Here is a 24369-nt window from a genome sequence, read left to right as displayed (position 1 = left end):
GAAGCCGGGACGTCAGCCCCGCGACTCTCCGCCCAAGTGGTGCACCCGCACCATGTTCGTCGTACCCGGGACGCCGGGAGGGGACCCCGCCGTGATGATCATGACGTCGCCCTCGTTGTACCGCTGGAGCTTCAGCAGCGCCGCGTCCACCAGGTCGACCATCGCGTCCGTGTTGTCGACGTGCGGGGCGACATAGGACTCCACGCCCCAGCTCAGCGTGAGCTGGTTGCGGGTCGTCTCGTCCGTGGTGAAGGCGAGGATCTGCTGCTTCGCGCGGTAGCGGGACAGCCGGCGGGCCGTGTCGCCGGACTTGGTGAAGGCGACCAGCGCCTTGCCGTCCAGGAAGTCCGCGATCTCGCAGGCCGCTCGCGCGACCGAACCGCCCTGCGTACGGGGCTTCTTGCCCGGAACCAGAGGCTGGAGGCCCTTCGAGAGGAGCTCCTCCTCCGCCGCCATGACGATCTTCGACATCGTCTTGACCGTCTCGATCGGGTACGCGCCCACGCTCGACTCGGCCGAGAGCATGACCGCGTCCGCGCCGTCCAGGATCGCGTTGGCGACGTCGGACGCCTCGGCGCGTGTCGGGCGGGAGTTGGTGATCATGGACTCCATCATCTGGGTCGCCACGATCACCGGCTTGGCGTTGCGGCGGCACAGCTCGATGAGCCGCTTCTGCACCATCGGGACCCGCTCCAGCGGGTACTCGACCGCAAGGTCGCCGCGCGCCACCATCACCGCGTCGAACGCCGCGACGACATCCACCATGTTCTCGACGGCCTGCGGCTTCTCCACCTTGGCGATGACGGGGACCCGGCGGCCCTCCTCGTCCATCACCTTGTGGACGTCCCTGACATCGCCGGCGTCCCGTACGAAGGAGAGCGCGACCATGTCGCAGCCCATCCGCAGCGCGAAACGCAGATCCTCGACGTCCTTCTCCGAAAGGGCCGGGACGTTGACCGCCGCGCCGGGCAGGTTGATGCCCTTGTGGTCGGAGATCACTCCGCCCTCGACGACGATCGTCTTCACCTCGGAGCCCGCGACCTCGACGACCCGCAGTTCGACGTTTCCGTCGTTGATCAGGATCGGGTCGCCCTTGGAGACGTCGCCCGTCAGGCCCTTGTATGTGGTGCCGCAGATCGACTTGTTGCCCGCGACGTCGTCGGTGGTGATGGTGAACTCGTCGCCGCGGACCAGCTCGACCGGTCCCTCGGCGAAGGTCTCCAGACGGATCTTGGGGCCCTGAAGGTCGGCGAGAACGCCGACCGCCTGGCCGGTGTCCTCGGCCGCCTTGCGCACGCGGTGGTACCGCTCCTCGTGCTCAGCGTGGGTCCCGTGGCTCATGTTGAAACGGGCCACGTTCATACCGGCCTCGATGAGCGCTTTCAGCTGCTCGTACGAGTCGACGGCGGGGCCCAGTGTGCAGACGATTTTGGAACGGCGCATAAGGCGGATCCTATCGGTTTGTTTCGACTCGGAATATTCCGTCTGGTGGAAAGTACAAATGGGCGGCCTGCTGCTCAGGCGTGGGCCGCGTCATGAGGTGCCTCGGAAATGGCTCCGACCAGCGCGAATGTCTGCCGGGCGATCTCCAGTTCCTCGTCCGTCGGGACCACCGCCACCGCAACCCGCGCATAATTCGGCGAAATAATTCGTGGTTCGTCGCTCCGGATTGCATTCAGATCCGCGTCGACCGCCAGGCCCAGCTCCTCCAGTCCCGCCACGGCAGCCTCCCGCACCGGTGCCGCGTTCTCGCCGACCCCGGCCGTGAACGCGATCGCGTCCACCCGGCCGAGCACCGCGTAGTAGGCGCCGATGTACTTCTTCAGACGGTGGATGTAGATGTCGAAGGCGAGCCGTGCCCGCTCGTCGCCCTCGTCGATCCGGCGGCGGATCTCCCGCATGTCGTTGTCGCCGCACAGGCCGACCAGACCGCTCCTCTTGTTCAGCAGTTCGTCGATCTCGTCCGCCGACATTCCCGCGACCCGCTTGAGATGGAACGTAACCGCGGGGTCAATGTCACCGGAGCGGGTGCCCATCACCAGCCCCTCCAGCGGGGTGAGGCCCATCGAGGTGTCCACGCACCGGCCGCCGGCCACCGCGGAGGCCGACGCGCCGTTGCCCAGATGCAGCACGATGACGTTGACCTCGGACGGGTCCTTGCCCAGCAGCGCCGCCGTCCTGCGGGAGACATAGGCGTGCGAGGTGCCGTGGAAGCCGTAGCGGCGGATCCGGTGCACGTCCGCCGTCTCCACGTCGATCGCGTAACGCGCGGCCGACTCCGGCATCGTCGTGTGGAAGGCGGTGTCGAAGACCGCGACCTGCGGAAGGTCCGGGCGCAGCGCCTGCGCGGTGCGGATGCCGGTGATGTTGGCCGGATTGTGCAGCGGGGCCACCGGGACCAGCCGCTCCACCTCCGCCAGCACCTCGTCCGTGATGACGGTCGGCTCCGAGAACCTCAGCCCGCCGTGCACCACCCGGTGGCCGATCGCCGCCAGCTCGGGTGAGTCGAGGCCGAGCCCGTCGTGCGCGAGTTCCTCGGCCACCGCCTTCAGCGCGGCGTCGTGGTCCGCGATCCGGCCCGTACGCTCACGCTTCTCTGCGCCGGCGCCGGACAGCGGCGTGTGCACCAGCCGGGACGTCTCCTCGCCGATCCGCTCGACGAGCCCCACCGCCAGCTTGGAGCTGTCGTGCATGTCGAGCAGCTGGTACTTCACCGACGAGGAGCCGGAGTTGAGGACGAGAACGCGCGAGGCGGTCATGCGGGGAGCTCCTGGGACTGGGACTGGATCGCGGTGATGGCCACCGTGTTCACGATGTCGCTGACGAGCGCGCCGCGCGAGAGGTCGTTCACCGGTTTGCGCAGACCCTGGAGCACCGGTCCGACGGCCACGGCGCCGGCCGAGCGCTGCACGGCCTTGTAGGTGTTGTTGCCGGTGTTGAGGTCCGGGAAGATCAGCACGGTCGCCCGGCCCGCCACCTCGGACTCCGGCAGCTTGGTCGCGGCGACGGTCGGCTCGACGGCCGCGTCGTACTGGATCGGGCCCTCGATCTTCAGGTCTGGCCGGGACTCGCGCACCAGCTTGGTCGCCTCGCGCACCTTGTCGACGTCCGCGCCCGAGCCGGAGGTGCCGGTGGAGTACGACAGCATCGCGATCCGCGGCTCCACGCCGAAGCGCGCCGCCGTCGCCGCCGACTGAATGGCGATGTCGGCGAGCTGCTCGGCGTTCGGGTCCGGATTGACCGCGCAGTCGCCGTAGACCAGCACCCGGTCGGCGAGGCACATGAAGAACACGGACGAGACGATCGAAGCGTCCGGTTTCGTCTTGATGATCTCGAAGGCGGGGCGGATGGTCGCGGCCGTGGAGTGCACCGAGCCCGAGACCATGCCGTCGGCCAGGCCCTCCTGGACCATCAGCGTGCCGAAGTAGTTGACGTCCGCCACCACGTCGTACGCCAGCTCCACCGTCACGCCCTTGTGGGCGCGCAGCTGGGCGTACCGCTCGGCGAACCGCTGCCGCAGCTCGGACGTGGCCGGGTCGATCAGCTGGGCGGAGGCGAGGTCGATGCCCAGGTCGGCTGCCTTCTTGCGGATCACCTCGGTGTCGCCGAGCAGCGTCAGTTCGCAGACGTCCCGGCGCACCAGCACATCGGCGGCGCGCAGCACGCGCTCCTCGGTGCCTTCGGGAAGGACGACCCGGCGGCGGCAGGCGCGGGCCTGCTCCAGCAGCTCGTGCTCGAACATCATCGGCGTGACACGGCCGCTACGGGCCACCGCGAGCCGGGCCAGCATCTCGCCGGTGTCGACATATCGCTCGAAGAGACCGAGGGCCGTTTCCGCCTTGCGCGGCGTGGAGGCGCTCAACTTGCCTTCGAGGCCGAAGAGTTCGGTCGCGATCGGGAAGCTGCTGCCCGCGACCGAGACCACCGGCGTGCCGGGGGCCAGCCGGGAGGCGAGCGTGAGGATCTCCTCGCTGGGCCGCTCGTTCAGCGTGAGCAGGACGCCCGCGATCGGCGGAGTCCCCGCCGAGTGCGCGGCCAGCGCGCCCACCACCAGATCGGCGCGGTCGCCGGGTGTGACCACCATGCAGCCCGGGGTCAGGGCGTTCAGGAAGTTCGGCAGCATCGCACCGCCGAAGACGAAGTCGAGCGCGTCCCGGGCGAGCCCGGAGTCGTCGCCGAGCAGCACCGTGCCGTGCAGCGCATGGGTGATCTGGGCGATGGTCGGGGCGGCGAGGGCCGGCGCGTCGGGAAGCGTGTAGCAGGGGACGGGGAGGCGGGCCGCAAGCCGCTCGGCTATGGTCTCGCGTTCCTCGGGAGCGACCCGGTTGGCGACCATGGCGAGGATGTTGCAGCCCAGCGCCTCGTACGCGCGATAGGCGTTACGGGTCTCGGCCCGCACCGACTCGGCGGTCTGGCCCCTGCCGCCGACCACCGCGATCACCGAGGCGCCGAACTCGTTGGCGAGCCGTGCGTTGAACGCGAGCTCGTCGGGGAGCTGGGTGCCGGAGTAGTCGGTGCCGAGGACCAGTACGACCTCGTACTCGCGCGCCACCTGGTGGAAGCGGTCGACGAGCGTGGAGACCAGCTCGTCGGTACCCTTCTCGGCCTGCAGGTCGGCGGCCTCGTAGTAGTCCATGCCGTACACCGACGCGGCGTCCTGTGACAGCCGGTAGCGGGCACGCAGCAGATCGAACAGCCGGTCCGGGTTGTCGTGCATCAGCGGCCGGAAGACACCCACCCGGTCCACCTGGCGGGTGAGGAGCTCCATGACTCCCAGCTCGACGACCTGCCGTCCGTCCCCGCGGTCGATCCCGGTCACGTACACGCTGCGCGTCACGCGTGCTCTCCCGTCATGTTCATGCTGGTGCGGTCAGAAAAAGTATTGGTGCATACAAAAAAGCCGCTCGGGGCGGCAATGCCCTCTTGACAATACCTCCGGAGGTGGGTAGGGCGCCCGCCGGACGAGGTGGGTCCCAGAGGTCCGCGAGCAGGGGACCAGGGCGCCCTGAGTGCCGTAGGGCTCAGTGGTGCGGCGCAGTGGCTGAGAGCGCGGGGCACCCGGTGCCCGTGGAACAATCGAACTGGGCTCACCTGTACCACTGACGAGCAGGAGACACAGCACGATGCGCATCGGAGTACTCACCGCAGGCGGCGACTGTCCCGGCCTGAACGCAGTGATCCGGTCGGTCGTGCATCGCGCCCTGACCGGGCACGGCGACGAAGTCATCGGCTTCGAGGACGGGTTCAAGGGTCTCCTCGACGGTCACTACCGCCCACTCGACCTCAACGCCGTCAGCGGCATCCTGGCCCGCGGCGGCACCATTCTCGGCTCCGCCCGCCTCGAGCGCGACCGGCTGCGCGAAGCCGCCGAGAACTCCGCGGAGTTGGCGAAGCAGTACGACCTCGACGCGCTGATCCCGATCGGCGGCGAAGGCACGCTCACCGCGTCCCGGATGCTCGCCGAAGCCGGAATGCCCGTCGTCGGCGTCCCGAAGACCATCGACAACGACATCTCCTCCACCGACCGCACCTTCGGCTTCGACACCGCCGTCACGGTCGCCACCGAAGCGATCGACCGCCTCAAGACCACCGCCGAGTCGCACCAGCGCGTGATGGTCGTCGAGGTGATGGGCCGGCACGCGGGCTGGATCGCGCTGGAGTCCGGCATGGCCGGTGGCGCGCACGGCATCTGCCTGCCCGAGCGGCCGTTCCAGATCGAGGATCTGATGAAGATGGTCGAGGAACGCTTCTCGCGCGGAAAGAAGTTCGCTGTCATCTGCGTGGCCGAGGGCGCGCATCCGGCCGAGGGCTCCATGGACTACGGCAAGGGCGAGATCGACCAGTACGGCCACGAGCGTTTCATGGGCATCGGCAACCGGCTGGCCGCGGAGCTGGAGCACCGGCTCGGCAAGGAGGCCAAGCCGGTCATCCTCGGGCATGTGCAGCGCGGCGGTACGCCGACGGCGTACGACCGAGTGCTGGCGACCCGGTTCGGCTGGCACGCGGTGGAGGCCGTGCACCGGGGCGAGTTCGGGATGATGACGGCGCTGCGCGGCACGGACGTGGTGACGGTGCCTCTGGCGGAAGCGGTGACGCAGCTGAAGACCGTGCCGCACAGCCGGATGTACGAGGCGGAGTCGGTCTTCTGAACGGCCCGTCCGCCGACCGCAGTTGGACTGCGGCCGACGGACATGTTTCCTCAGGCTCTGGAGGCCGGGCCCGAGGTCGGGCCTGAGATCCGGCCCGAGATCAGGACAGGTCGCCGTCGTAGTCCGGCAGTTTGAAGGTCTTCTCGGCGTGACCGCCGACCAGGTCGCTCGGCCTGTTGCCGATGTTGGCGATGATCGTGTAGCCCTTGGCCTCGATCTCCGCCCGCTTGCCGGTCTTGTACGCGCTGACCTCGTCGAACAGGTCGGGCAGATCACGCACGTACAGGCCGTCGACGGGGTAGCCGACGTTCTTGAGGTTGTACGACGTCAGCGAGTAGATGATGCCCGGGCGGGCCGTGACGAAGAAGATGTCCACGCCACGGGAGTCGGCGTAACGGGCCAGCTCCAGCACCTGCTTGACCGCCGGGGTCGGGTACTCCCAGAAGTAGTGGAAGTCCGTCTCCAGCGAGGTGTTGTCGATGTCGAGGACCATCGCGAGCCGCTGCCCGGAGGCGTTGGCCGTGCGCTGCTCGATGTAGGGGCGGGCGGTGGCGACGACGGCCGAGACATCGCGCTGCCAGGTCGCGTAGTCGACGTCGGCGAGGAAGGCGCGGCCGGTGCTCGCCTGCTGCGCCGCAGGGGCGGTGGTCGGGGTCGCGGCGTTCGCGGTGGCGGTCGCGGACGTGGTGAGGGCCAGCGCGGCGAGTGTCACCGCGGCGCGAGTGGTCCATCTGCGTGCCTGCATGGGGGGTTCACTCCTGAGAGGTCCGGTTCCGGGCGCGGAAGCGCCGGGGCCCCGGCATGATCGCGGCCGGGGATGGACGGAACAATGCGTTCCAGCTACCGGCTAGTAGCTTCGCTGTTACGGAAGGGCGACGGCGGGGATCGCGGACGCGGTCAGAACTGCTCGACGAAATACGGCTCGACGGTCATCCAGCCATTGCCCGACGCGCCCGTGCGACGCCCTTGTTCCTGCCGGGACAGGGAGTACCAGGAGTCCACATAGTCCGGGTCGTCCGTGTACCAGGAGTCCGGAATGGCGGCGAGCACGGCGTCCACCAGCGGCGCGTAGACACCCTGGTCGGTGAGGGTCAGCAGCGCCGCGGCGATGGCCCGCGCCAGTTCCTTGTAGTTCGTGTCGCCGTCGTCCTCCATCAGGACCACGTCGGCGAGGTTGTACTTGTAGTTGAACCACTTCACCAGGACCTGGTTCGGGGAGTACGTCGTCCCGTCGTCGTCGAGATACGGCAGCTGCACCGTGTCGACCTGCGGCACGCCGTTCTGTCCCCAGCCGGTGACGATGGCGTAGGTCTCGGCCCCGCCCTTGAACCACGGCTCCATGTCGTCGGCCACGCCGATCGACGTGATCTTCGTGGTCCAGACGCCGTCGGCGGCGGTCGCGGCATTGCCCACGCCCGCCTTGGCGAGTTCGTCGCCGAGGACGCCGAGCCCGGCCGCGAGCGCCTTCGAGGCGTCGACGTCGATGAGGTACACGGGCCGGTCGGGGGTCCGGCGCGCATCGAGCTCGTGCGCCCGGCCCGCGCTGTCATACGCGGTGACCGTCTTCCGGTCGTCGTCCGATGCCGCAGCCGCCACCAGCGGCCGGGCGCCCTTCGCGAGGGCGGCGCGCATCGACGGGTCGGCAAGCTTGATGCGGAGCAGCGAGCCGGTGCCCGCAGGCAGGCCCTTGGCCGCGACGAGATCCTTGTTGGCTTCCGCCGCCGCGGTCTCCATGCGCAGGCCCGCGCGGGCGGTGGACCGTTCGCTCAGCCGGAGCAGGTCGACGGCCGCGGTGCCGAGCGAGGCGCTGCGCAACTGGGCGCTCCAGCGGGTGTCGCCGAGCGAGGCAGCGGTCTGCCGGGCGAGCCGGTCCTGGATCTTCTCGGTGGAGGAGAGGGAGGTTGAGGTTCGTTGGGGAGTGGAGTGAGCGGTTGTGACCGGCAGTGCGGCTAACGCGAGTACGGCACCCGCCAGGCCCGCAAGGGCCCGGTGACTTCTGCGCACGCTCATGAGGGAGGCCTCCTGTGTCGACGTCGGCGCGCACCGGTCGTGGCGCACGCCCCCGATATCGTCATCACGACAGGACTCACGAGTAATAGGTGAATCCACCACTGCTGGTCCTCGAAGACCGGATGACTTCACCATTGGCGGTGGCGGTGGCGGTGGCGGTGGCGGTGGCGGTGGCGGTGGCGCCGAAGCCCGAGGGCCTACGTCCGCGCCAGATCCCAGAAGTGCTCGATGATCCGGTCCAGGAACTCCCGGCCCGCGCCGCCCGTGTCCTGAGCCGCCGCGCCCCAGCTGAGCGTCGCCACCATTCGGGACTGGTACCCGGAGTGCAGCTCCTCCAGCACGTCCTCGATATGGTCCCGCTCCATCGGCAGCATCTTCGACACCGGACGCACATACGCCTGCCAGCGCGCCTTCACCGCGTCCCGCAGCAGTTCGGCGAGCTCGTCGTCGCGGCCGGTCGCCATCAGCAGCTCGCGCGGGCCGAGGTCCAGCAGCTCCGCGAGCAGGGCGGTCTGCCGTTCGTTGCCGCGCCAGCGGCCCGACTCCTCCATCCGCAGATACGAGGCCGAGTCCACGCCCACCTGCCGCGCCAGCTCGTCGGGCGCGAGCCCGCGCGCCATCCGGTGCTCACGCAGCGAGGTCGCCTCGGTGAGCAGATCCGTCGGCGCACACCACAACACCCCGGCGAGCGCGGTCAGTTCCCGCTCGCCGGGTGAGGCCATCCCGCGTTCCCAGAGGACCACGGTGTCGGGTGTGACATGGAGCCCGTACTGGGCGCGGAGACCGTACGCGACATGGCCGGGCGCCATCACGAGAGCCTCGCGCAGCCGGCGCGCGGCAGGGCCGTTGAAGGGGGGAGACGGGGAGCGGTGCACGCGCACAACCTAGGGGGCGCAAGGGGCCGGTGACTACGGTGCGTTCACCCAACGCCACTGGTCGTAGGAACATCCGAGCTGATCGGTACCGTTTGGTAACGTCGAGTGAGGGATCATGCCATCAAAGGGGGATGGGTGCGAGGGGTGCGGCCGCGGTGGATCGCTCTGGCGGCGGTGATCGCGGTGCTGGCCGCCGCGGTGGTCCTCGTCCGCTCGGCCGTCGGAGAGGACGAACTGGCAGGCAATCGCGCCCAGTTGAAGAAGGCCTGCCAGGGGCTGCTGCCGCAGGAGGAGCTGCGGCCGTTCCTGCCGGACGACTCGGCGGGCGCACTGGTCGAGTACGGCACCGTCCTCGATCCCACTCAGGAGAGCCGGGCGCTGCTGGACTGCCGGCTGAGCCGGCCCGGCGCGGAAGTACAGATCCATGCCGAGGCGGCGGTCCTCGGGCCGGACCCGGCGGAACAGGACCAGAGTGCGTTTCCGCTGGCCTTGCCGCCGGGTGCACAGGGCGGGCTCGACGTCGACGAGGACGACGTGGTCGCCAGGCTGTTTGTCGTCTGTCCCCAGGGGCTGACCCGGCGGACCGCGCAGACCAAGGACCTCCAGGTCACGGTGAGCCTTCCGAAGCGGCCTTCGCAGAAGGACCTGCGGCCCGCGGCCCGTACCGCGGTGTCCGTCGCCGACTGGATCAACGAGCGGCAGCAATGCGGCGGTGAGCCACTCGCCCCGATCGCCGCGCGCGCTCCCGAGCGTGCGGACGCGGCGCTCTGTGACTGGCTCGATCCGAAGGCGCTGGGCTACGAGGGCCGTTGGAAGGCCGTGCGCAACAGTCCTTACCGGGTACGGCAGGGGTCCTGCGCCGTACGGCGGACGGAAGCCGCGGGCGGGCCGAAGCGATTGGCGATCACATCGCTGGAGACGGACAGCGCCTCCGGGGCCTGGGCCAGAAGGCTGAGCGAGGGCTTCTTCGGCCTTCCGGCGGAGAAGAACGGGCGGACAGCGTGGCTGGGTGATCCGGACGGCCGGCTCGAACTGCGGGCGGAAGCGACCTGCGACGGCGAACTCTCCTACCACCAGGTCCGCCTCCAGTCCGGAGTGACCGCGGATGCCAACGGCCGGGTCGTCCTGACCAGCTCCGAGCGGCGGCAACTGCGCGAGCAGGCGCGCGCCGTGCTTGACCGCTACCTCGCGGCGGCGGACGGCTGGCCGCGCAGATCGCACTGCCGCGGCGCCAAGATCGTTGAAGGATCGCTGTGATGATCCAGCTGCGCAGACTCATCCAGGGGAGGGCCCGGACGATCGCCGTCGGGGCGTTGGCGCTCGTCGTCCTCGCCGCCGGCTGGCTGGTCCTCGACCGCTGGAGCGAGCAGCGCGTCCTGGACGAGGCATGCGACGGCGTTCTCGCGGCGGACGAGACCCGCGCGGTGCTCGGTGAAGGCAAGCTGGCGGAGCAGCGCGACCGTATCCGCCGCGAAGGCGGCCTCAACGACGAGAAGCGCACGCTGTCCATACAGTGCAAGATCACGCGGGTCGACGAGAGCAGCACGGGAGAGGGCTCGGTCGAGGTGACCGTGCAGGGCGTGCCGACGCTCGAGGGCGACCGCGGGCAGCGCAACGGCAGCCTGTACTGGGGCACCGAGGCCGAGCGGCCCGTGCCGCTCGGCCACGGCTGGACCGGGTTCTTCGACGGCGACAGCGAGGGCCGTGACTCCGAGGCCACGGCGGCCGTACTGCTCGACTGTCCGGAGGGCCGCAGCGATCTGCTCGTCACGGTGGTGGGCCACGTGACAGGGACCACGTCCGACAATCCGGACGACCGCACGCGCCTCGCGCGCATCGCCACAGGTACAGCGCACAAGTCCGCCGAACGCTTCGGCTGCGAGGCCCGGTTGGGCAAGCCGCTGCGGACCGTGCCGTTGCCGGTCGCCGAGGACGAGTCCGTCGAACTCCGCAGGGCGACGGGCACCTGCGCCGGAGTGCCCGACGGCAGGACACGCAGCTTCCGGGCCTGGGAGAGCGGCCGCGGCGACGCGCCGCGCGCCCGCTGCACGGTGGGCACCGGACAGTTCCAGACGTACGACCTGGACGCCTACTACGGCCCGTACGCCGAGGACATGCGCTTTCGGATGGCGAGCGACGGCATGGACGCGGTTCGGCTCGTCGCGAGTGCCGTGTGCCCGGCCGGCCAGTCGGCGCTCTATGCGATCCGGCGTGACGGGGGGCAGGAGGCCGTGGCCCACGAGCGGGCCGCGCTGAAGGCATTCGCCGCTCGCTCGGCCAAGGACCACGGCTGCTCCGCCCTCACGGACCCGGTCGCTCCCACGAAGCCCACCGCACCTGCGGATCCGGACGCACCGGCGAACCCCGAAGCGTCGCCTGCCGGCCCCGACACACCTGCGGACCCTTCTCCCGTCACCCCTTGACCGCCCCGCCGAGCGCGAAGCCGCCGCCCAGCCTTCGGGAGATCAGTACGTACAGCACCAGCACCGGGGCCGAGTACAGGATCGAGAACGCCGCGAGCTGACCGTAGATCACCGATCCGTAGTTGCCGAAGAAGGTGAAGATCGAGACGGACGCGGGCAGTTGCTCCGGCGTGAGGATCAGCATGAACGGGACGAAGAAGTTTCCCCAGAGCTGGATGAAGGTGTAGATCGTCACCACGGTCAGTCCCGGGCCCATCAGCGGCAGCACGACCCGGGTCAGGGTCTGGAGATTTGACGCGCCGTCCGTCCAGGCCGCCTCCTCCAGGACCACGGGGACGCCGTCCATGAAGTTCTTCATCAGCCAGATGGAGAACGGCAGTTGGGACGTGGCGAGGAAGATCCCCGTGCCGTACATGGTGTCGATCAGATTGACCTGGACGAACAGGCCGTAGACCGGGACCATGATCGCGGTGATCGGCAGACACGTCGTGAACAGGATCGTCAGCAGATACGGGCGGCCCCAGCGCGAGCGGTGGCGGGAGAGCGGATAGGCCGCGAGCGCCGCGCAGACCACCGTCAGCGCGGTTGCCCCGCCGCACAGCAGCAGGCTGTTGAGCATCGGCGTGAAGGTGATCTCGTCGGTGAGCACCGCGTCGTAGTTGTCCAGCGTGGCCGACGACGGGACCCGTACGCGCAGATCGGCCTCCGTGTCCACCGAGGCCAGCGCCAGCCAGATCAGCGGCAGCGCGAACGCAGCGGCGGTCAGCAGCAGGGAGGCGTCGGCGGCGAGGCGGGCTCGGGTGGCGCGGCGCATCACACCTCGACCTTCATCAGGCGCAGATAGACGATCGAGAAGAGCGAGCCGACGAGGAGCAGGAGGAGTGCGACTGCCGTGCCGTAGCCGATCAGGCTCTTGAGGAAGGCCTGGTCGTACATGAACACCGGGAGTGTCTGGCTGCGGTTGCCCGGGCCGCCACGCGTCATCGCCCAGATCAGGCCGAAGACCGACAGCGTGGAGAGCGTGTTCAGCATCAGGTTGGTGCCGATCGAGCGCCGGATCATCGGGAGCGTGATGTGCCAGACCCGGCGCGGGCCGCTCGCGCCGTCGACCTCCGCCGCCTCCGTGATCTCGCGCGGTATCTCGGCGAGCGCGGCGGAGTAGATCAGCATCGAGAACGCGGTGCCGCGCCAGACGTTGGCGAACGACACGGCCAGGATCGGCAGGGTGAACAGCCAGTTCTGGGACGGCAGATGGAGCCAGTCGAGCAGCGCGTTGAGCGTGCCTTCGCGGCGGAAGAAGGTGTACAGCAGAAACGCCGCGACGATCTCCGGCAGCACCCAGGCGGTGATGACGAGGGTGCCGGTGACCGTCCGCACCGGACGTGACGACGCCCGCATCAGACCCGCCAGCGCCAGGCCCAGCGTGTTCTGCCCGACCAGCGCCGAGATGAAGGTGAAGACCAGCGTGAGCCAGACGGCGTTGCGGAAGTCGTCGTCGGCGAAGGCCCGGCGGAAGTTGTCCAGGCCGACGAAGTCCGAGCCGGACGCGCCCGTCAACTGCGTGTCGGTGAAGGCGATCCAGACGCAGTAGCCGATCGGCCCTGCCAGGAAGAGCAGCAGCAGGAGTGTGGCCGGGGCGATCGGCGCCCACCGCCACACTCCCGCTTTCACCTTGCTCACTTGCTGACGACCGCGCCGTCGGCGATGGTCTTCAGCTGGTCGTCGTACGCCTTCGCCGCGTCCGCCGACGAGGCGTCGCCCGTGGTCACCTTCTCCATGGCCTCACCGATGGCGGTGGAGACCTGTGGATAGACGGGGAGCGCCGGACGGTAGTGCGTGTACTGCACCAGGCCGGTGAAGAAGTCGATGCCGGGCATGGACTTCAGGTACTTGGGATCGGCCGCCACGTCCTTGCGTACGGCGATCTGTGCGGCGACCACGCACCACTGGGTCGCGTTCTCGGCGGTCTGAAGCGTCTTGATGAACTCGAAGGCGAGATCGGCGTTCCCCGCCTTCTGCGGGATCGACCAGGCCCAGCCGCCGGACATGGACACCTTGCCGGGCGCCTGGCCGTTCTGCGTGGGCATCGGGGTCTGGGCGAGGTCCTTGCTCCAGCCCGGCCACTCCTTGGGGCCCTTGTTGATCCAGTTCTGGCCCATCCAGGAGCCGTCCAGCGAGATCGCGAGCTTGCCCTCCGGGAACCACTCGGTGGCGACGCGGGTGCCGACATTGGGGTCGAGCGCGTCGGAGACGTCGGGGCCGAGCTTCTCCGCGTACACCGTGCGCACGAAGTCCAGCGAGTCCTTGAACCCCTTGCTGCCGGCCACCCACTTCTTGGTGGACGAGTCGTAGAGCGGATCGGCCCCCGTGCCGTACAGCAGCATCTCGAAGCCCTGCATCACGGCCGCCTCGCCGGGGCCCTTGCCGGTGTAGACGTTGAGCGGGATGACGCCGGGGACCTTCTGCTTGACCGTGCGGGCCGCTTCGAGGACCTCGGCCCAGTTCTTCGGCTGCCAGTCGGCGGGCAGTCCTGCCTTGGCGAAGATCGCCTTGTTGAACCAGAGGCCGCGGGTGTCGGTGCCGTCCGGTATGCCGTACGTCTTGCCGTCCTCCGCCTTGGCCGCGGCCTTCGCCGTGTCGACGAACTGGCTCCACTGGTCCCACTTCGGCAGATAGCCGTCCAGCGACTTCAAGTACCCGGCCTTGATGTCGGAGTTGATGCGGAAGGTGTCCTCGTAGACCAGGTCGGGAGCGGTCTTCGGGGAGCGCATCATCTGCTGCGCCTTGGTGGCGTAGTCGTTGTCCGGGGCCTGGATCGGGATGAGCTTGATCTTCTTGCCCGGGTGGTCCTTCTCGAACTGCTTCTTCGCGGCCTCGAGATGCTGGTCCTTGAAACGGATCTTGTTGTCCGTGGACCGGTTGTAGACGACCTCGACGGTGTCGGAGTCGCCTCCCGAGCCGCTGCCGCAGCCGGTGAGCGTCGCCGCGGCCAGCGCGGTGACGGCGGTGACGAGGATCAGTGGGGCGGTGGGGCGCACGGGCACGACCTCCTCTGGCCGGGTCCGGGCGCGAGGGGCCCGGGGGCTGCCGCGACCGTAGGACCGGCTCGCTGACAAGGTCAATCCCCTTGCAGGGCACGGTCATTGAGCGATGCAGCCAACAATGGTCCACACCTGTTGGGAGTGGTCAGCGAGTGGCGGGAATCCAGCGGTACTGCAGCTCGGGGCGGCCGATCTGGCCGTACTGCGGGCTGCGCGCGGCCCGGCCCTCGGTGACCAGATGCTCCAGATAACGGCGCGCGGTGATCCGCGAGATGCCGACGGCCGTGCCCGCTTCGGCGGCGGTCATCCCGGTGGCGGCGTCGCGGAGCGTTCGGGTGACCGCCTCCAGCGTCGGCCCGCTCAGCCCCTTCGGCAGCGCGCCGCCCTGCGGTGCGCGCAGCGCGGCGAGCGCGCGGTCCACCTCGTCCTGGCCACTGGCCTCACCGGCGGCGGCGCGGAACTCGGCGTAGCGGGCGAGGCGGTCGCGGAGTGTGGCGAAGGTGAACGGCTTCAGGACGTACTGGACCACGCCGAGGGAGACGCCTTCGCGGACGATCGCGAGATCGCGGGCGGAGGTGACGGCGATGACGTCGGCGTGGTGGCCGGCGGCCCGCAGCGACCGTACGAGCTGGAGCCCGTGCCCGTCGGGCAAGTACAGGTCGAGCAGCAGGAGATCGACCTCGGTCCGCTCCAGGACGCGGACGGCCTCGTACCGCGAGTGCGCGACACCGGCGACGGCGAAGCCGGAGACACGGCCGACGTAGAGGGCGTGCGCGTCGGCGGCGACGGGGTCGTCCTCGACGACGAGGACTCTGATGGGCTCACTGCTCATGCGGACGCCTCCGCGGGTGTGCTCAGGGGCAGCCGTACGGTGAACTCCGCACCGCCGTCCGGTCCTTGGGCCAGCTCGACGGTCCCGCGCCGGCGGTGCACGGCTTGGCGCACCAGCGCCAGCCCGAGCCCTCGCCCGGCCCCGTGCGTCGACCAGCCACGCCGGAACACCTCGTCGGCGGAGCCCGGGTCGACGCCCGCGCCGGTGTCGAAGACCCGCAGCAGCAACTCGTCACGATCCGCCCGCGCGGTGACGGTGACCCGGGCGCGCGGCGAGCGTGCGGGCACCGGCTCGGTGGCGGGCCTTCCGGCGGCGTCCGGCACGGGCAGGGCGGCGGGCCCGTCGTCACCGGGCGCGGGCTCGTTGCCCGGTCGGTCCGCGGACTGCGGCTCGCCGGCGGAACGCCTGGCGGGTACCGGCACCGGCACCGGCACCGGCACCGGCTCGGGCGCCGGGCGGCTTGCGGCGGGCGCAGCTGCCGCCGACGGCGGGCGGGTTGCCGCCTCCGACGCCGCGTCGACCGCGTTGTCGATCAGGTTTCCCAGGATCGTCACCAGGTCACGCGCAGGCAGCGACGGCGGCAGGACGCCGTCGTCGATGCGGCTGTCCTCCGCGAGGACCAGTTCCACGCCGCGCTCGTTCGCCTGCGCCGCCTTGCCCAGCAGCAGTGCCGCAAGCACCGGTTCGCCCACCGCGCCGACCACGCGGTCGGTCAGGACCTGGGCCAGTTCCAGTTCGGCCGTGGCGAATTCGACCGCCTCCTCCGCGCGGCCGAGTTCGATCAGCGAGACCACCGTGTGGAGGCGGTTGGCCGCCTCGTGCGCCTGGGAGCGCAGGGCCTGGGTGAAGCCGCGTTCGGAGTCGAGCTCGCCGGAGAGCGCCTGGAGTTCGGTGTGGTCCCGCAGTGTGACGACCGTGCCGCGCTGTTCGCCGCCGACGACCGGGCTGGTGTTCACCACGATGACCCGGTCCGCGGTCAGATGGACCTCGTCGACCCGCGGCTCGGACGCCAGCAGCGCGCCGGTGAGCGGCGCGGGCAGTTCGAGGTCGGCCACCCGGCGGCCGACCGAGTCGTCGCCGAGGCCCAGCAGCTCCCGCGCACCGTCGTTGACCAGCGCGATCCGCCGCTGCCCGTCGAGCATCAGCAGCCCTTCGCGCACCGCGTGCAGCGCCGCCTCGTGGTAGTCGTGCAGCCGGCTCAGCTCGGCCGCGTTCATGCCGTGGGTGTGCCGCCGCAGCCGCGCGTTGATCACATACGTGCCGAAGCCGCCGAGCGCGAGCGCACCGCCGGCCACACCGAGCAGCGCGACGACCTGATCGCGCAGCCGGTTGCTGATCGTCTCGATCGTGATGCCGGCGCTGACGAGCCCGGTGATCTTCCCGTTGTCGTACACGGGGGCCACCGTCCGCACCGAAGAGCCGAGCGTGCCCTCGTACGTCTCGCTGTAGACCGTGCCGGCGAGCGCCTGGGCCCGGTGGCCCAGGTACTTCTTACCGATCTGGCCGGGCTCCGGGTGCGTCCAGCGCGTGCCGTCCGGCGCCATGATCACGACGAAGGCGACGTCCGCGTCGCGCCGCAGCCGCTCCGCGTACGGCTGGAGCAGCTGGGTCGGACGGTCCGAGCGCGTGGCCGCGATCACGGAAGGTGACTGGGCGACCGCGGTCGCGGTGGCCCTGGACTGGAGCCGGGCGCTCTCCTCGGCCTGTGACTGGTCGGTCAGATAGGCGAACAGCGCGCAGCCCGCCACGAGCGCCGTGACGAGGACGACCTGCATCGCAAAGAGCTGCGCGGCGAGGCTGCGTGGGCGGGGTATGCGCATGGATCAAGTCTGCCTGGCCTGTTTCGTGTGAACGAAACGAACGTAAGGGTGACCGGGGTCACAGGGTGATGGATATTCACGGCATCCATCGGGACATGGACAAAGAACCTCAACGAGGAGGCCCTCGTGGCTACAGGAGCCGTCAGGCGGGACCGTACCCACTATCTCTACATCGCCGTGATCATCGCTGTTGGGCTCGGCATCGCCGTGGGTCTGGTCGCCCCGGACTTCGCGGTTGAGCTGAAACCCATCGGTACCGGCTTTGTGAATCTGATCAAGATGATGATCTCGCCGATCATCTTCTGCACGATCGTGCTGGGCATCGGCTCGGTACGCAAGGCCGCGAAGGTCGGCGCCGTGGGCGGCATCGCGCTCGCCTACTTCACCGTCATGTCGCTGGTCGCCCTCGCGATCGGCCTCGTCGTCGGCAACATCCTGGACCCGGGCACGGGCCTTGCGGTGACCGACGCGGTCAAGGACGCGGGTCATGAGCAGGTCACCGAGGCCAAGGACACCACCGAGTTCCTGCTCGGGATCATTCCGACGACGATCGTCTCCGCCTTCACGGGCGGCGAGGTCCTGCAGACCCTGCTCGTCGCGCTGCTCGTCGGTTTCGCGCTGCAGGCCATGGGCTCGACGGGAGCGCCGATTCTCCGCGGCGTGGAGCACATCCAGCGGCTGGTCTTCCGCGTCCTCGCGATGGTGATGTGGGCGGCGCCCATCGGCGCCTTCGGCGCGATCGCGGCCGTCACCGGCTCGGCGGGTGTGGACGCGCTCAAGAGCCTCGCCGTACTGATGCTCGGCTTCTACGCCACCTGTTTCCTCTTCGTCTTCATCGTGCTCGCCGCGCTGCTGAGGGTCGTCGCGGGTCTCAACATCCTCGCGCTGTTTAAGTACCTGGGCCGTGAGTTCCTGCTCATCCTGTCCACCTCCTCCTCCGAGTCCGCGCTGCCGCGGCTCATCGCGAAGATGGAGCACATGGGTGTCAGCAAGCCGGTGGTCGGCATCACCGTCCCGACCGGCTACTCCTTCAACCTCGACGGCACCATGATCTACATGACCATGGCCTCGCTGTTCATCGCCGACGCCATGGGTACGCCGATGTCGATCGGCGAGCAGATTCCGCTGCTGCTCTTCCTGTTCGTCGCCTCGAAGGGCGCTGCGGGTGTGACCGGTGCGGGTCTCGCGACGCTGGCCGGTGGCCTCCAGTCGCACAAGCCCGCGCTGGTCGACGGCATCGGTCTGATCGTCGGCATCGACCGCTTCATGAGCGAGGCCCGCGCTCTGACGAACTTCGCGGGCAACGCGGTCGCCACCGTCCTGATCGGCACGTGGACGAAGGAGATCGACAAGGATCGGGTCGACGAGGTGCTGGCCGGCCGGTTCCCGTTCGACGAGCGGACGCTGCTGGACGACGACCAGAGCTCGTCGGCCGCGGTCGAGGATGCCGGTTACGGCTCGGGTCGGGCCGTCGCGCCGCCGGAGCAGCGGCACGGTGACGACGTGGTCGCCAAGGTGTGACGCAGGGCTTCGGAGCTGCCCCGCAGCACCCGGTACGCCAACTCCGGATAATTGTCCGGTCGTTGGCGTACCGCCGGTAACCCCGACGTGAGATCGTATGCGACTGCCATGGCATGAACATGCGCAGGAACATGCGAAGGGACGCCCCCCATGTCACGTCTTCCGGCTCTGCTCGCACTCACCCTCACGCTCGCCGTGGGTTCCGTGACGGCCTCGACGGCCTCCGCCGCCCCGCCCACCGCACTCCCGCCCTCCGTTTCCCCCATTGCGGAGGGCGGGCTGCGTGATGTCGTGGTCGTCGGCAACAGCGTCGACGGCACTGTCAACTTCATCGACTCGACCACCTACGAGAATCTCGGCACGCTCGATGTCATCCCGGACCTCGAAGCCGTGCTCGCCGGGATGGACCCGATCCGGCGTGCCGCGTACGAGATCGTCAAACAGCAGGCGGGCGGCGACAAGTTCGTCGACGACGCCCATCTCTCGCCCGACGGGCGGACGTTGTACGTGTCCCGCGGAAACCTCGGCGACACCGCCGCGTACGACGTCAAGAGCGGGCGCCAGCTGTGGCGTACGCATCTGGACGGGCTGAAGGCCGACCATGCGACGCTCTCGCCGGACGGCAGGACGTTTGTGGTCTCGGCCATCACCGCCGCCAAGGCGCAGACGCTGGACACCGCCACCGGCAAGATCACCGGCGAGTTCCCGACCGGCACCTATCCGCACGAGAACATGTACTCGGCGGACGGCTCGCACATCTACAACATGTCGATCGGCGTCACCTCGCTGCCGAAGGCGCTCAACTTCCTCAAGGGCAGCAAGCAGGTGACGGTCGCGGACGCCAAGACGCTGAAGGTGGTGCGCAAGTACACCTTCGACTACGGCGTGCGGCCGGCCGTGATCACGCCGGACGAGAAGACGATGTACGCGCAACTGTCGTACCTCAACGGCTTCATCGAGTACGACCTGGTCAGCGGCAAGACCGTGCGGACGGTCGAGATGCCGTTCGGCGCGGGCGGCGGCGCGATGAAGCCCGACGACTATCCGCAGAACTCCGCGCACCACGGCATCGCGCTGAACGCCGCGGGCGACAAGCTCTGCATGGCGGGCACGATCGACGACTACACCGCCGTGGTCTCCCGGCCCGGCCTGGCGACGGACGGCTTTGTGCGCTATCCGGCGGGCTCACTGCCGTACTGGAGCGTGACCGCGCCGGACGGCAGGCACTGCTTTGTGACGCTCTCCAACCGCGACGAGGTCTCGGTGATCGACTACGCGACGGCCAAGGAGGTCGCCAGGGTGAAGGTCGGCGACTTCCCGCAGCGCGAGCGTGTGGGCAAGCTGGCGGAGGAGGCGCTGGAGGGCCTGCGGTAGAGGACCCTGCGGGGCCACCCGTAGCCCCGGCACCAGGTCTGGCGGCTACAGACTCGCCGCCAGGTCCCGGGGCTGGAGCTTCGCCACCAGGTCCCGCGCCCGCTGCTCGCCGAAGCCCGCCGTGAGCAGTGCGATCACCGCGGCAGCCCTGCCCGCGTCCTTCGCGGGCAGGGCTCCGTCGTTCACGGCCTCCATCAGGCCGAACAACTGCTGTTCCTGGACATACGCGAGCGCCGCCGCCGGCAGCGGAGAGCTGAACTCGCCCTCGTCGATGCCCTGTTGGAGCAGATCGCACTCGGCCTTGCGGACCGGCGCGAGGCGCTGCTTGATGCCCTCCATCGTCACGCTGCGCTGGGCGAGCGCCACCAGCAGGCGGTAGCGGTCGGCGATCTCCCACGCCGCGAGCGTGGCGCGGGCCAGCGCCTCGGGCGCGTTCGCCGCACCCGCGAGGCCGCGCTCGTGCGCCTCGGCGACCGTCGCCACCGCGTCGTCCACCAGCGCCGAGATCAGCGCGTCGCGGCTCGGGAAGTGCCCGTACACCGTCCGGCGCACCACTCCGGCCGCGCGGGCGATCTGGTCCATGGAGGCGTCCTGGTCGCGCAAGAGCTCGGTGATCGCGACCTGCATGATGCGCCGGCGGTTCGCGTCGGCTCTGCCGCTGGTGCCCGGGGTTCCGGTCGTCGTCATGGCTCCATTTTGCACACCGCTGTGCATTGACGTAAATTGCACAGCGGTGTGTAATTGCACATGAGTGTGCAAGATCCTGAGAGGTGGAGTCCCGTGAGTCTCGTCATGAAGCGCCCCGTCGAGCAGATGGACCGGCCCTACGCCCGCCGCTGGTGGGCGCTGCTCGTCCTCTGTCTCAGCCTGCTGATCATCGTGATGGCGAACACCGCGCTGACCGTCGCCGCGCCCGACATGACCAAAGACCTGGGGCTCACCAGCTCCGACCTGCAGTGGGTGGTCGACGGCTACACCGTTCCGTATGCGGCGCTGATGCTGCTGCTCGGTGCGATCGGCGACAAATACAGCCGACGCGGCGCGCTCGTCATCGGACTGCTCGTCTTCGGCGCGGGAGCGGTCGCCGGATCGCTGGTCGACAGCGCGGCCGGAGTGATCACGGCCCGCGCGGTCATGGGCGTCGGCGCCGCGATGATCATGCCCGCCACGCTCTCGCTGCTCGCCGCGACCTTCCCGCGCGCCGAGCGGGCCAAGGCGATCGTGCTGTGGACCGCCACCGCCGGGGTCGCCATCGCGGCGGGCCCGCTGGTGGCCGGAGCGCTGCTGGAGAACCACGGCTGGGCGTCGACGTTCCTGATCAACGTGCCCGTGGCCGCTCTCGCGATCGTCGGCTCGCTGGTGCTCGTACCGCCGTCCAAGGCCGCACACCACGGCCGAATCGACTACGTCGGCGGACTGCTCTCCGTCGTCTGGATCGGCGCGCTCGTCTACATGATCATCCAGGGCCCGCACTTCGGCTGGGGTGCGGAGGCCATCGCCGCGGCCGTTCTCGCCGGGCTCGGCCTGGTGCTGTTCGTGGTCTGGGAGCTGCGGCACCCGCGGCCGGTCCTGGACGTACGCCGGTTCACCGACCGCGGCTTCGCCGGCTCGAACCTCGCCGTGGCTCTCTTCTTCCTCGCGGTCTTCGGCGCGTTCTACTACCTCACGCAGTATCTTCAGTTCGTGCTCGGCTTCGACGCCTTCGAGACCGGCATACGGATGCTGCCGCTGGCCGGAGCCGTCTTCGTCGGCTCGGCGCTGACCGGCGTCCTCACTCCGCGGCTCGGCATGAAGGTCACCGTCACCGCGGGCATGGTCGGCGGCACCACCGCGCTGGCGCTGCTGACCCGTATCGACGCAGGTTCGGGGTACGGCGACTTCGTGGCCCCGCTCGTCATCCTCGGGCTGGCCATCGGACTCGCGCTCTCGCCGTGCACCGACGCCATCATGGGCGCGTTCCCGGAGGCCGAACTCGGCGTCGGCGGAGCGGTGAACGACACCTCCATCGAACTCGGCGGCTCGCTCGGCATCGCCATCCTCGGCTCGGTGCTGGCCGGTTCGTACTCGTCCCAGCTCGCCGACGCGGTCGGGACCAAGCTGCCTCCCGAGGCGCTCGACACCGCACAGGACTCGGTCGGCGCCGGTCTTGCCGTCGCCCAGCAGGTCGGCCTACAGGCGGGTCCCGAGCAGGCGCAGGCCCTGGTGACCGCCGTGCACGGCGCGTTCTCGGACGCCGTCGCGCACACCAGTCTCGTCGGCGCGGTGGTACTCGGCGCGGGAACGGTGCTGGTCGCGATCCTGCTGCCGCGCCGGGCCAAGGCGGCCTCGGAACCCGCCGAGTCCGAGTCGCCCGAGCAGCGTGAGGTCACACGAACGGGTAGCTGATCTCCCGCAGTTGGTCGAACGGATCGCCGATCTCACGCGTGGAGCGACCGGGTACTGGTCCTCACTGCCCAATGCCTGTCCAATGGCGGGATGTCTGCTGAGCCAGCACCGCCTCCCACTGCCAACCGGTCCCGCCTCGCCCACAAACTCGCGTACGCGCTGAGGAATCCCGCCCGCATCCGCCCCTATCTCCGGCGCGCCACCCGCGACCTCCGGCTCCGCGTCAAGCACCGGGACCATGTCGCGTACTACCGCGCGGTCATGGCGTCCGACGCCGCCCGCAGCCCGGAGGCGGCGGTCGGCAGCCAGAGCCACCACCGCTGGCTGGCGCTGGGGAAGATGCAGTTCGACTATCTCGTGGAGCACGGGCTGCAGCCGCAGCACCGGATGCTCGACATCGGCTGCGGCAATCTGCGCGCGGGCTGGCGGTTCATCCAGTACCTCGAACCCGGCAACTACTACGGCATCGACATCTCGCCGGACATCCTGATCGCGGCGAAGGAAACGGTCACGACGTACCAGCTCCAGGACAAGCTGCCGCATCTGACCATCACCGGGAACCTCACGCTCGACTTCCTGCCCGCGAACCATTTCGACGTGGTGCACGCCCACAGCGTCTTCTCGCACTCGCCGATCGACGTCATCGAGGAATGCCTGGCGAATGTGGGCCGGGTCCTCGCCCCGGACGGCTTCTTCGACTTCACCTTCGACCGGACCGAGGGTGACGAACACCAGGTCCTGCACGAGGACTTCTACTACCGCACGTCGACGCTGATCACCGTGGCCGAGAAGCACGGCCTGCAGGCACGCTTCATGGACGACTGGGAGGAACGGCCGCACGGCCAGTCGAAGATCCGCGTCCGGCGCCAGGCCGTCTGACCGGTCTACGGCCGTTCGACGCCCGGCTGTACCGGTGTGGCGGTGGAACGGCTGCGGTCCGGGACGCCCTGCCCGCAGGCTGCTGGGCGTCCCGGACCCGGACCGGTCACGCGGACCGGTCGCGCCGACCGGTCGCGCGGACCCGCTACCGCTGATCCGGACGTGCTACTGCTGGATCGGATTGCCGTCCGTCCCGCAGACGTAGCCCGCGACAATGCAGTTGGCCACGCGCCGCTTCAGCTCGGCGTCGTCCCAGGCGTTGAAGAAGTCGCCGTGGAAGGTGTAGCCGGGCGCATCGGTCACATTGGCCCCGTTCCTGGTGCCCGCGAGCGTCAGCCCGCCGCCGTTCACCGGCCAGGTGATCAGCAGCTCCAGGCGCGGCACGACCACCGGGTGACTGGCCGGGCAGGTCTGCCCGACCGCGTACGCCATGTGGTCGCGGTGGTTGGCGCTGTCCAGGTTCTTCCCGTCCCAGCAGGTCGGGAAGTCGAGATAATTCTCCAGCTTGGTGCCCGCCGGGCAGTTGATGAAGTCCCGGCTCGACTCCGGCCGTCCGACGCACGACCAGCGTGCGGCGGGGTTCTGGTCGGGCGATGTGGCCAGGGCGTTGCCGACGACGTACCGCAGACCGCGCGGATGGGCGACGGCCCGGGTGTGGTCGGTGATGCCCTGGTAGTAGACGGTGACCCGCTCGGGGGCCACGGGGGCTCCGTTCTTGTAGAGGGTGGGCGTCCAGTAGGAGGAGAGGTCCACGGTGGGGGTGCAGTTGGTGGTGCCGGCGGCGAGCGACTCCAGCGTCGACGAGGCGTTCGCCGTCCCTGTTGCCGTAGAACTCGTGGATGTGCGAACGGCCGGCCTGGCCCGGGAAGACGATCGGGTCGTCGCCCCTGCGGTGGCTGGAGAAGCAGTCCGCCCGGAACTCGCTGCCGCGGACCGGTGCCGCGGCCTGGGCGACGATGGCCGCCGCCTGGGCCTTGGTGTACTCGTACCGGTGCCCCGCGTGCGAGGTCCGGCTGTGATCCGTCCCGGCGGTCACCCATCCCGCCGTGGCCAGGAACAG

Annotated in this window: 21 protein-coding genes; 8 read left to right on the top strand and 13 right to left on the bottom strand. The window is 69.5% G+C overall.

Annotation, left to right across the window (positions count from 1 at the left end; all coding sequences use genetic code 11):
• Window positions 1-12: 12 nt before the first annotated feature.
• From pyk to pta, 3 genes are all read right to left on the bottom strand, one after another.
• Window positions 13-1443, bottom strand: a complete 1431-nt coding sequence (gene pyk / locus ACH4YL_RS07940) for a pyruvate kinase (protein ID WP_398505898.1) — start codon at window positions 1441-1443, stop codon at window positions 13-15.
• Between the two features lie 74 nt (window positions 1444-1517).
• On the bottom strand, window positions 1518-2759 hold the full coding sequence (locus ACH4YL_RS07935) for an acetate kinase (protein WP_398505896.1): 1242 nt from the start codon (window positions 2757-2759) through the stop codon (window positions 1518-1520).
• Window positions 2756-4837 carry a phosphate acetyltransferase gene (pta, locus tag ACH4YL_RS07930; protein WP_398505895.1) on the bottom strand — a complete coding sequence of 694 codons (2082 nt, stop codon included), beginning with the start codon at window positions 4835-4837 and terminating at the stop codon, window positions 2756-2758. The genes ACH4YL_RS07935 and pta overlap by 4 nt, the downstream gene beginning before the upstream one ends.
• Before the next feature lie 286 nt (window positions 4838-5123).
• On the opposite strand from pta, the gene ACH4YL_RS07925 reads away from it, so the two are divergent.
• Window positions 5124-6149, top strand: a complete 1026-nt coding sequence (locus ACH4YL_RS07925; protein WP_398505893.1) for an ATP-dependent 6-phosphofructokinase — start codon at window positions 5124-5126, stop codon at window positions 6147-6149.
• A gap of 100 nt (window positions 6150-6249) precedes the next feature.
• Here ACH4YL_RS07925 and ACH4YL_RS07920 read toward each other — a convergent pair whose 3' ends face one another.
• The 3 genes from ACH4YL_RS07920 to ACH4YL_RS07910 all read right to left on the bottom strand — a co-directional run bounded on the left by ACH4YL_RS07920 (window position 6250) and on the right by ACH4YL_RS07910 (window position 8968).
• On the bottom strand, window positions 6250-6894 hold the full coding sequence (locus ACH4YL_RS07920; protein WP_398505891.1) for an HAD family acid phosphatase: 645 nt from the start codon (window positions 6892-6894) through the stop codon (window positions 6250-6252).
• A 152-nt stretch (window positions 6895-7046) separates the two neighbouring features.
• The gene (locus ACH4YL_RS07915) at window positions 7047-8159 is read right to left on the bottom strand and encodes a DUF3103 family protein (RefSeq protein ID WP_398505889.1); all 1113 of its coding nucleotides are present in this window, start codon (window positions 8157-8159) and stop codon (window positions 7047-7049) included.
• Between the two features lie 197 nt (window positions 8160-8356).
• Window positions 8357-8968 carry a helix-turn-helix domain-containing protein gene (locus ACH4YL_RS07910; RefSeq protein ID WP_398506616.1) on the bottom strand — a complete coding sequence of 204 codons (612 nt, stop codon included), beginning with the start codon at window positions 8966-8968 and terminating at the stop codon, window positions 8357-8359.
• Window positions 8969-9169: 201 nt separating this feature from the next.
• On the opposite strand from ACH4YL_RS07910, the gene ACH4YL_RS07905 reads away from it, so the two are divergent.
• Together ACH4YL_RS07905 and ACH4YL_RS07900 are read left to right on the top strand one after the other, a co-directional pair.
• On the top strand, window positions 9170-10291 hold the full coding sequence (locus ACH4YL_RS07905) for a hypothetical protein (RefSeq protein WP_398505887.1): 1122 nt from the start codon (window positions 9170-9172) through the stop codon (window positions 10289-10291).
• On the top strand, window positions 10291-11457 hold the full coding sequence (locus tag ACH4YL_RS07900) for a hypothetical protein (RefSeq protein WP_398505885.1): 1167 nt from the start codon (window positions 10291-10293) through the stop codon (window positions 11455-11457). Before ACH4YL_RS07905 ends, ACH4YL_RS07900 begins: the two co-directional genes overlap by 1 nt.
• On the opposite strand, the gene ACH4YL_RS07895 is transcribed toward ACH4YL_RS07900, so the two are convergent.
• The 5 genes from ACH4YL_RS07895 to ACH4YL_RS07875 form a co-directional block, all read right to left on the bottom strand.
• Window positions 11447-12271: a carbohydrate ABC transporter permease gene (locus ACH4YL_RS07895; RefSeq protein ID WP_398505884.1), complete on the bottom strand. Its 825-nt coding sequence runs from the start codon at window positions 12269-12271 to the stop codon at window positions 11447-11449. The two genes, ACH4YL_RS07900 and ACH4YL_RS07895, sit on opposite strands and share 11 nt — an antisense overlap.
• Window positions 12271-13137 carry a carbohydrate ABC transporter permease gene (locus tag ACH4YL_RS07890; protein WP_398505882.1) on the bottom strand — a complete coding sequence of 289 codons (867 nt, stop codon included), beginning with the start codon at window positions 13135-13137 and terminating at the stop codon, window positions 12271-12273. The genes ACH4YL_RS07895 and ACH4YL_RS07890 overlap by 1 nt, the downstream gene beginning before the upstream one ends.
• Window positions 13134-14495: an extracellular solute-binding protein gene (locus tag ACH4YL_RS07885; protein ID WP_398505880.1), complete on the bottom strand. Its 1362-nt coding sequence runs from the start codon at window positions 14493-14495 to the stop codon at window positions 13134-13136. Before ACH4YL_RS07885 ends, ACH4YL_RS07890 begins: the two co-directional genes overlap by 4 nt.
• A 148-nt stretch (window positions 14496-14643) precedes the next feature.
• Complete coding sequence (locus ACH4YL_RS07880) at window positions 14644-15330, bottom strand: response regulator (RefSeq protein WP_398505878.1); 687 nt, start codon at window positions 15328-15330, stop codon at window positions 14644-14646.
• The gene (locus ACH4YL_RS07875) at window positions 15327-17150 is read right to left on the bottom strand and encodes an ATP-binding protein (RefSeq protein ID WP_398505876.1); all 1824 of its coding nucleotides are present in this window, start codon (window positions 17148-17150) and stop codon (window positions 15327-15329) included. Before ACH4YL_RS07875 ends, ACH4YL_RS07880 begins: the two co-directional genes overlap by 4 nt.
• A 126-nt stretch (window positions 17151-17276) precedes the next feature.
• Here ACH4YL_RS07875 and ACH4YL_RS07870 point away from each other — a divergent pair, with 126 nt between their 5' ends.
• A complete protein-coding gene (locus tag ACH4YL_RS07870) occupies window positions 17277-18671 on the top strand; it encodes a cation:dicarboxylate symporter family transporter (protein ID WP_398505874.1) in 1395 nt (464 codons plus the stop codon).
• A 150-nt stretch (window positions 18672-18821) separates the two neighbouring features.
• Window positions 18822-20045, top strand: a complete 1224-nt coding sequence (locus ACH4YL_RS07865; protein WP_398505872.1) for a YncE family protein — start codon at window positions 18822-18824, stop codon at window positions 20043-20045.
• A 45-nt stretch (window positions 20046-20090) separates the two neighbouring features.
• On the opposite strand, the gene ACH4YL_RS07860 is transcribed toward ACH4YL_RS07865, so the two are convergent.
• Complete coding sequence (locus tag ACH4YL_RS07860; protein WP_398505870.1) at window positions 20091-20732, bottom strand: TetR/AcrR family transcriptional regulator; 642 nt, start codon at window positions 20730-20732, stop codon at window positions 20091-20093.
• A 93-nt stretch (window positions 20733-20825) separates the two neighbouring features.
• Between ACH4YL_RS07860 and ACH4YL_RS07855 the strand changes: the two genes are divergently transcribed.
• Together ACH4YL_RS07855 and ACH4YL_RS07850 are read left to right on the top strand one after the other, a co-directional pair.
• The gene (locus tag ACH4YL_RS07855) at window positions 20826-22430 is read left to right on the top strand and encodes an MFS transporter (RefSeq protein WP_398505868.1); all 1605 of its coding nucleotides are present in this window, start codon (window positions 20826-20828) and stop codon (window positions 22428-22430) included.
• A 90-nt stretch (window positions 22431-22520) separates the two neighbouring features.
• Window positions 22521-23309, top strand: a complete 789-nt coding sequence (locus tag ACH4YL_RS07850) for a class I SAM-dependent methyltransferase (protein ID WP_398505866.1) — start codon at window positions 22521-22523, stop codon at window positions 23307-23309.
• A gap of 165 nt (window positions 23310-23474) precedes the next feature.
• On the opposite strand, the gene ACH4YL_RS07845 is transcribed toward ACH4YL_RS07850, so the two are convergent.
• Window positions 23475-24062, bottom strand: coding sequence for a DUF1996 domain-containing protein (locus tag ACH4YL_RS07845; RefSeq protein WP_398505864.1), 588 nt, complete (start codon window positions 24060-24062; stop codon window positions 23475-23477).
• An 86-nt stretch (window positions 24063-24148) separates the two neighbouring features.
• Between ACH4YL_RS07845 and ACH4YL_RS07840 the strand changes: the two genes are divergently transcribed.
• Window positions 24149-24328, top strand: a complete 180-nt coding sequence (locus tag ACH4YL_RS07840; protein WP_398505863.1) for a hypothetical protein — start codon at window positions 24149-24151, stop codon at window positions 24326-24328.
• The last annotated feature ends 41 nt before the right edge of the window (window positions 24329-24369 follow it).

Source organism: Streptomyces sp. NPDC020681, from assembly GCF_044334895.1.
Taxonomy (GTDB): domain Bacteria; phylum Actinomycetota; class Actinomycetes; order Streptomycetales; family Streptomycetaceae; genus Streptomyces.
The sequence above is the reverse complement of the archived record's forward strand: the minus strand, read 5'-3'. Positions and strand labels throughout refer to the sequence as shown.

What these genes read in the sequence shown, in the direction of transcription:
- pyk (WP_398505898.1), bottom strand. Translation starts at nt 1,443, where the DNA reads ATGCGCCGTTCCAAAATCGTCTGCACACTGGGCCCCGCCGTCGACTCG.
- ACH4YL_RS07935 (WP_398505896.1), bottom strand. Translation starts at nt 2,759, where the DNA reads ATGACCGCCTCGCGCGTTCTCGTCCTCAACTCCGGCTCCTCGTCGGTG.
- ACH4YL_RS07925 (WP_398505893.1), top strand. Translation starts at nt 5,124, where the DNA reads ATGCGCATCGGAGTACTCACCGCAGGCGGCGACTGTCCCGGCCTGAAC.
- ACH4YL_RS07920 (WP_398505891.1), bottom strand. Translation starts at nt 6,894, where the DNA reads ATGCAGGCACGCAGATGGACCACTCGCGCCGCGGTGACACTCGCCGCG.
- ACH4YL_RS07915 (WP_398505889.1), bottom strand. Translation starts at nt 8,159, where the DNA reads ATGAGCGTGCGCAGAAGTCACCGGGCCCTTGCGGGCCTGGCGGGTGCC.
- ACH4YL_RS07910 (WP_398506616.1), bottom strand. Translation starts at nt 8,968, where the DNA reads ATGGCGCCCGGCCATGTCGCGTACGGTCTCCGCGCCCAGTACGGGCTC.
- ACH4YL_RS07900 (WP_398505885.1), top strand. Translation starts at nt 10,291, where the DNA reads ATGATCCAGCTGCGCAGACTCATCCAGGGGAGGGCCCGGACGATCGCC.
- ACH4YL_RS07895 (WP_398505884.1), bottom strand. Translation starts at nt 12,271, where the DNA reads ATGCGCCGCGCCACCCGAGCCCGCCTCGCCGCCGACGCCTCCCTGCTG.
- ACH4YL_RS07880 (WP_398505878.1), bottom strand. Translation starts at nt 15,330, where the DNA reads ATGAGCAGTGAGCCCATCAGAGTCCTCGTCGTCGAGGACGACCCCGTC.
- ACH4YL_RS07875 (WP_398505876.1), bottom strand. Translation starts at nt 17,150, where the DNA reads ATGCGCATACCCCGCCCACGCAGCCTCGCCGCGCAGCTCTTTGCGATG.
- ACH4YL_RS07865 (WP_398505872.1), top strand. Translation starts at nt 18,822, where the DNA reads ATGTCACGTCTTCCGGCTCTGCTCGCACTCACCCTCACGCTCGCCGTG.
- ACH4YL_RS07860 (WP_398505870.1), bottom strand. Translation starts at nt 20,732, where the DNA reads ATGACGACGACCGGAACCCCGGGCACCAGCGGCAGAGCCGACGCGAAC.
- ACH4YL_RS07850 (WP_398505866.1), top strand. Translation starts at nt 22,521, where the DNA reads ATGTCTGCTGAGCCAGCACCGCCTCCCACTGCCAACCGGTCCCGCCTC.
- ACH4YL_RS07840 (WP_398505863.1), top strand. Translation starts at nt 24,149, where the DNA reads ATGTGCGAACGGCCGGCCTGGCCCGGGAAGACGATCGGGTCGTCGCCC.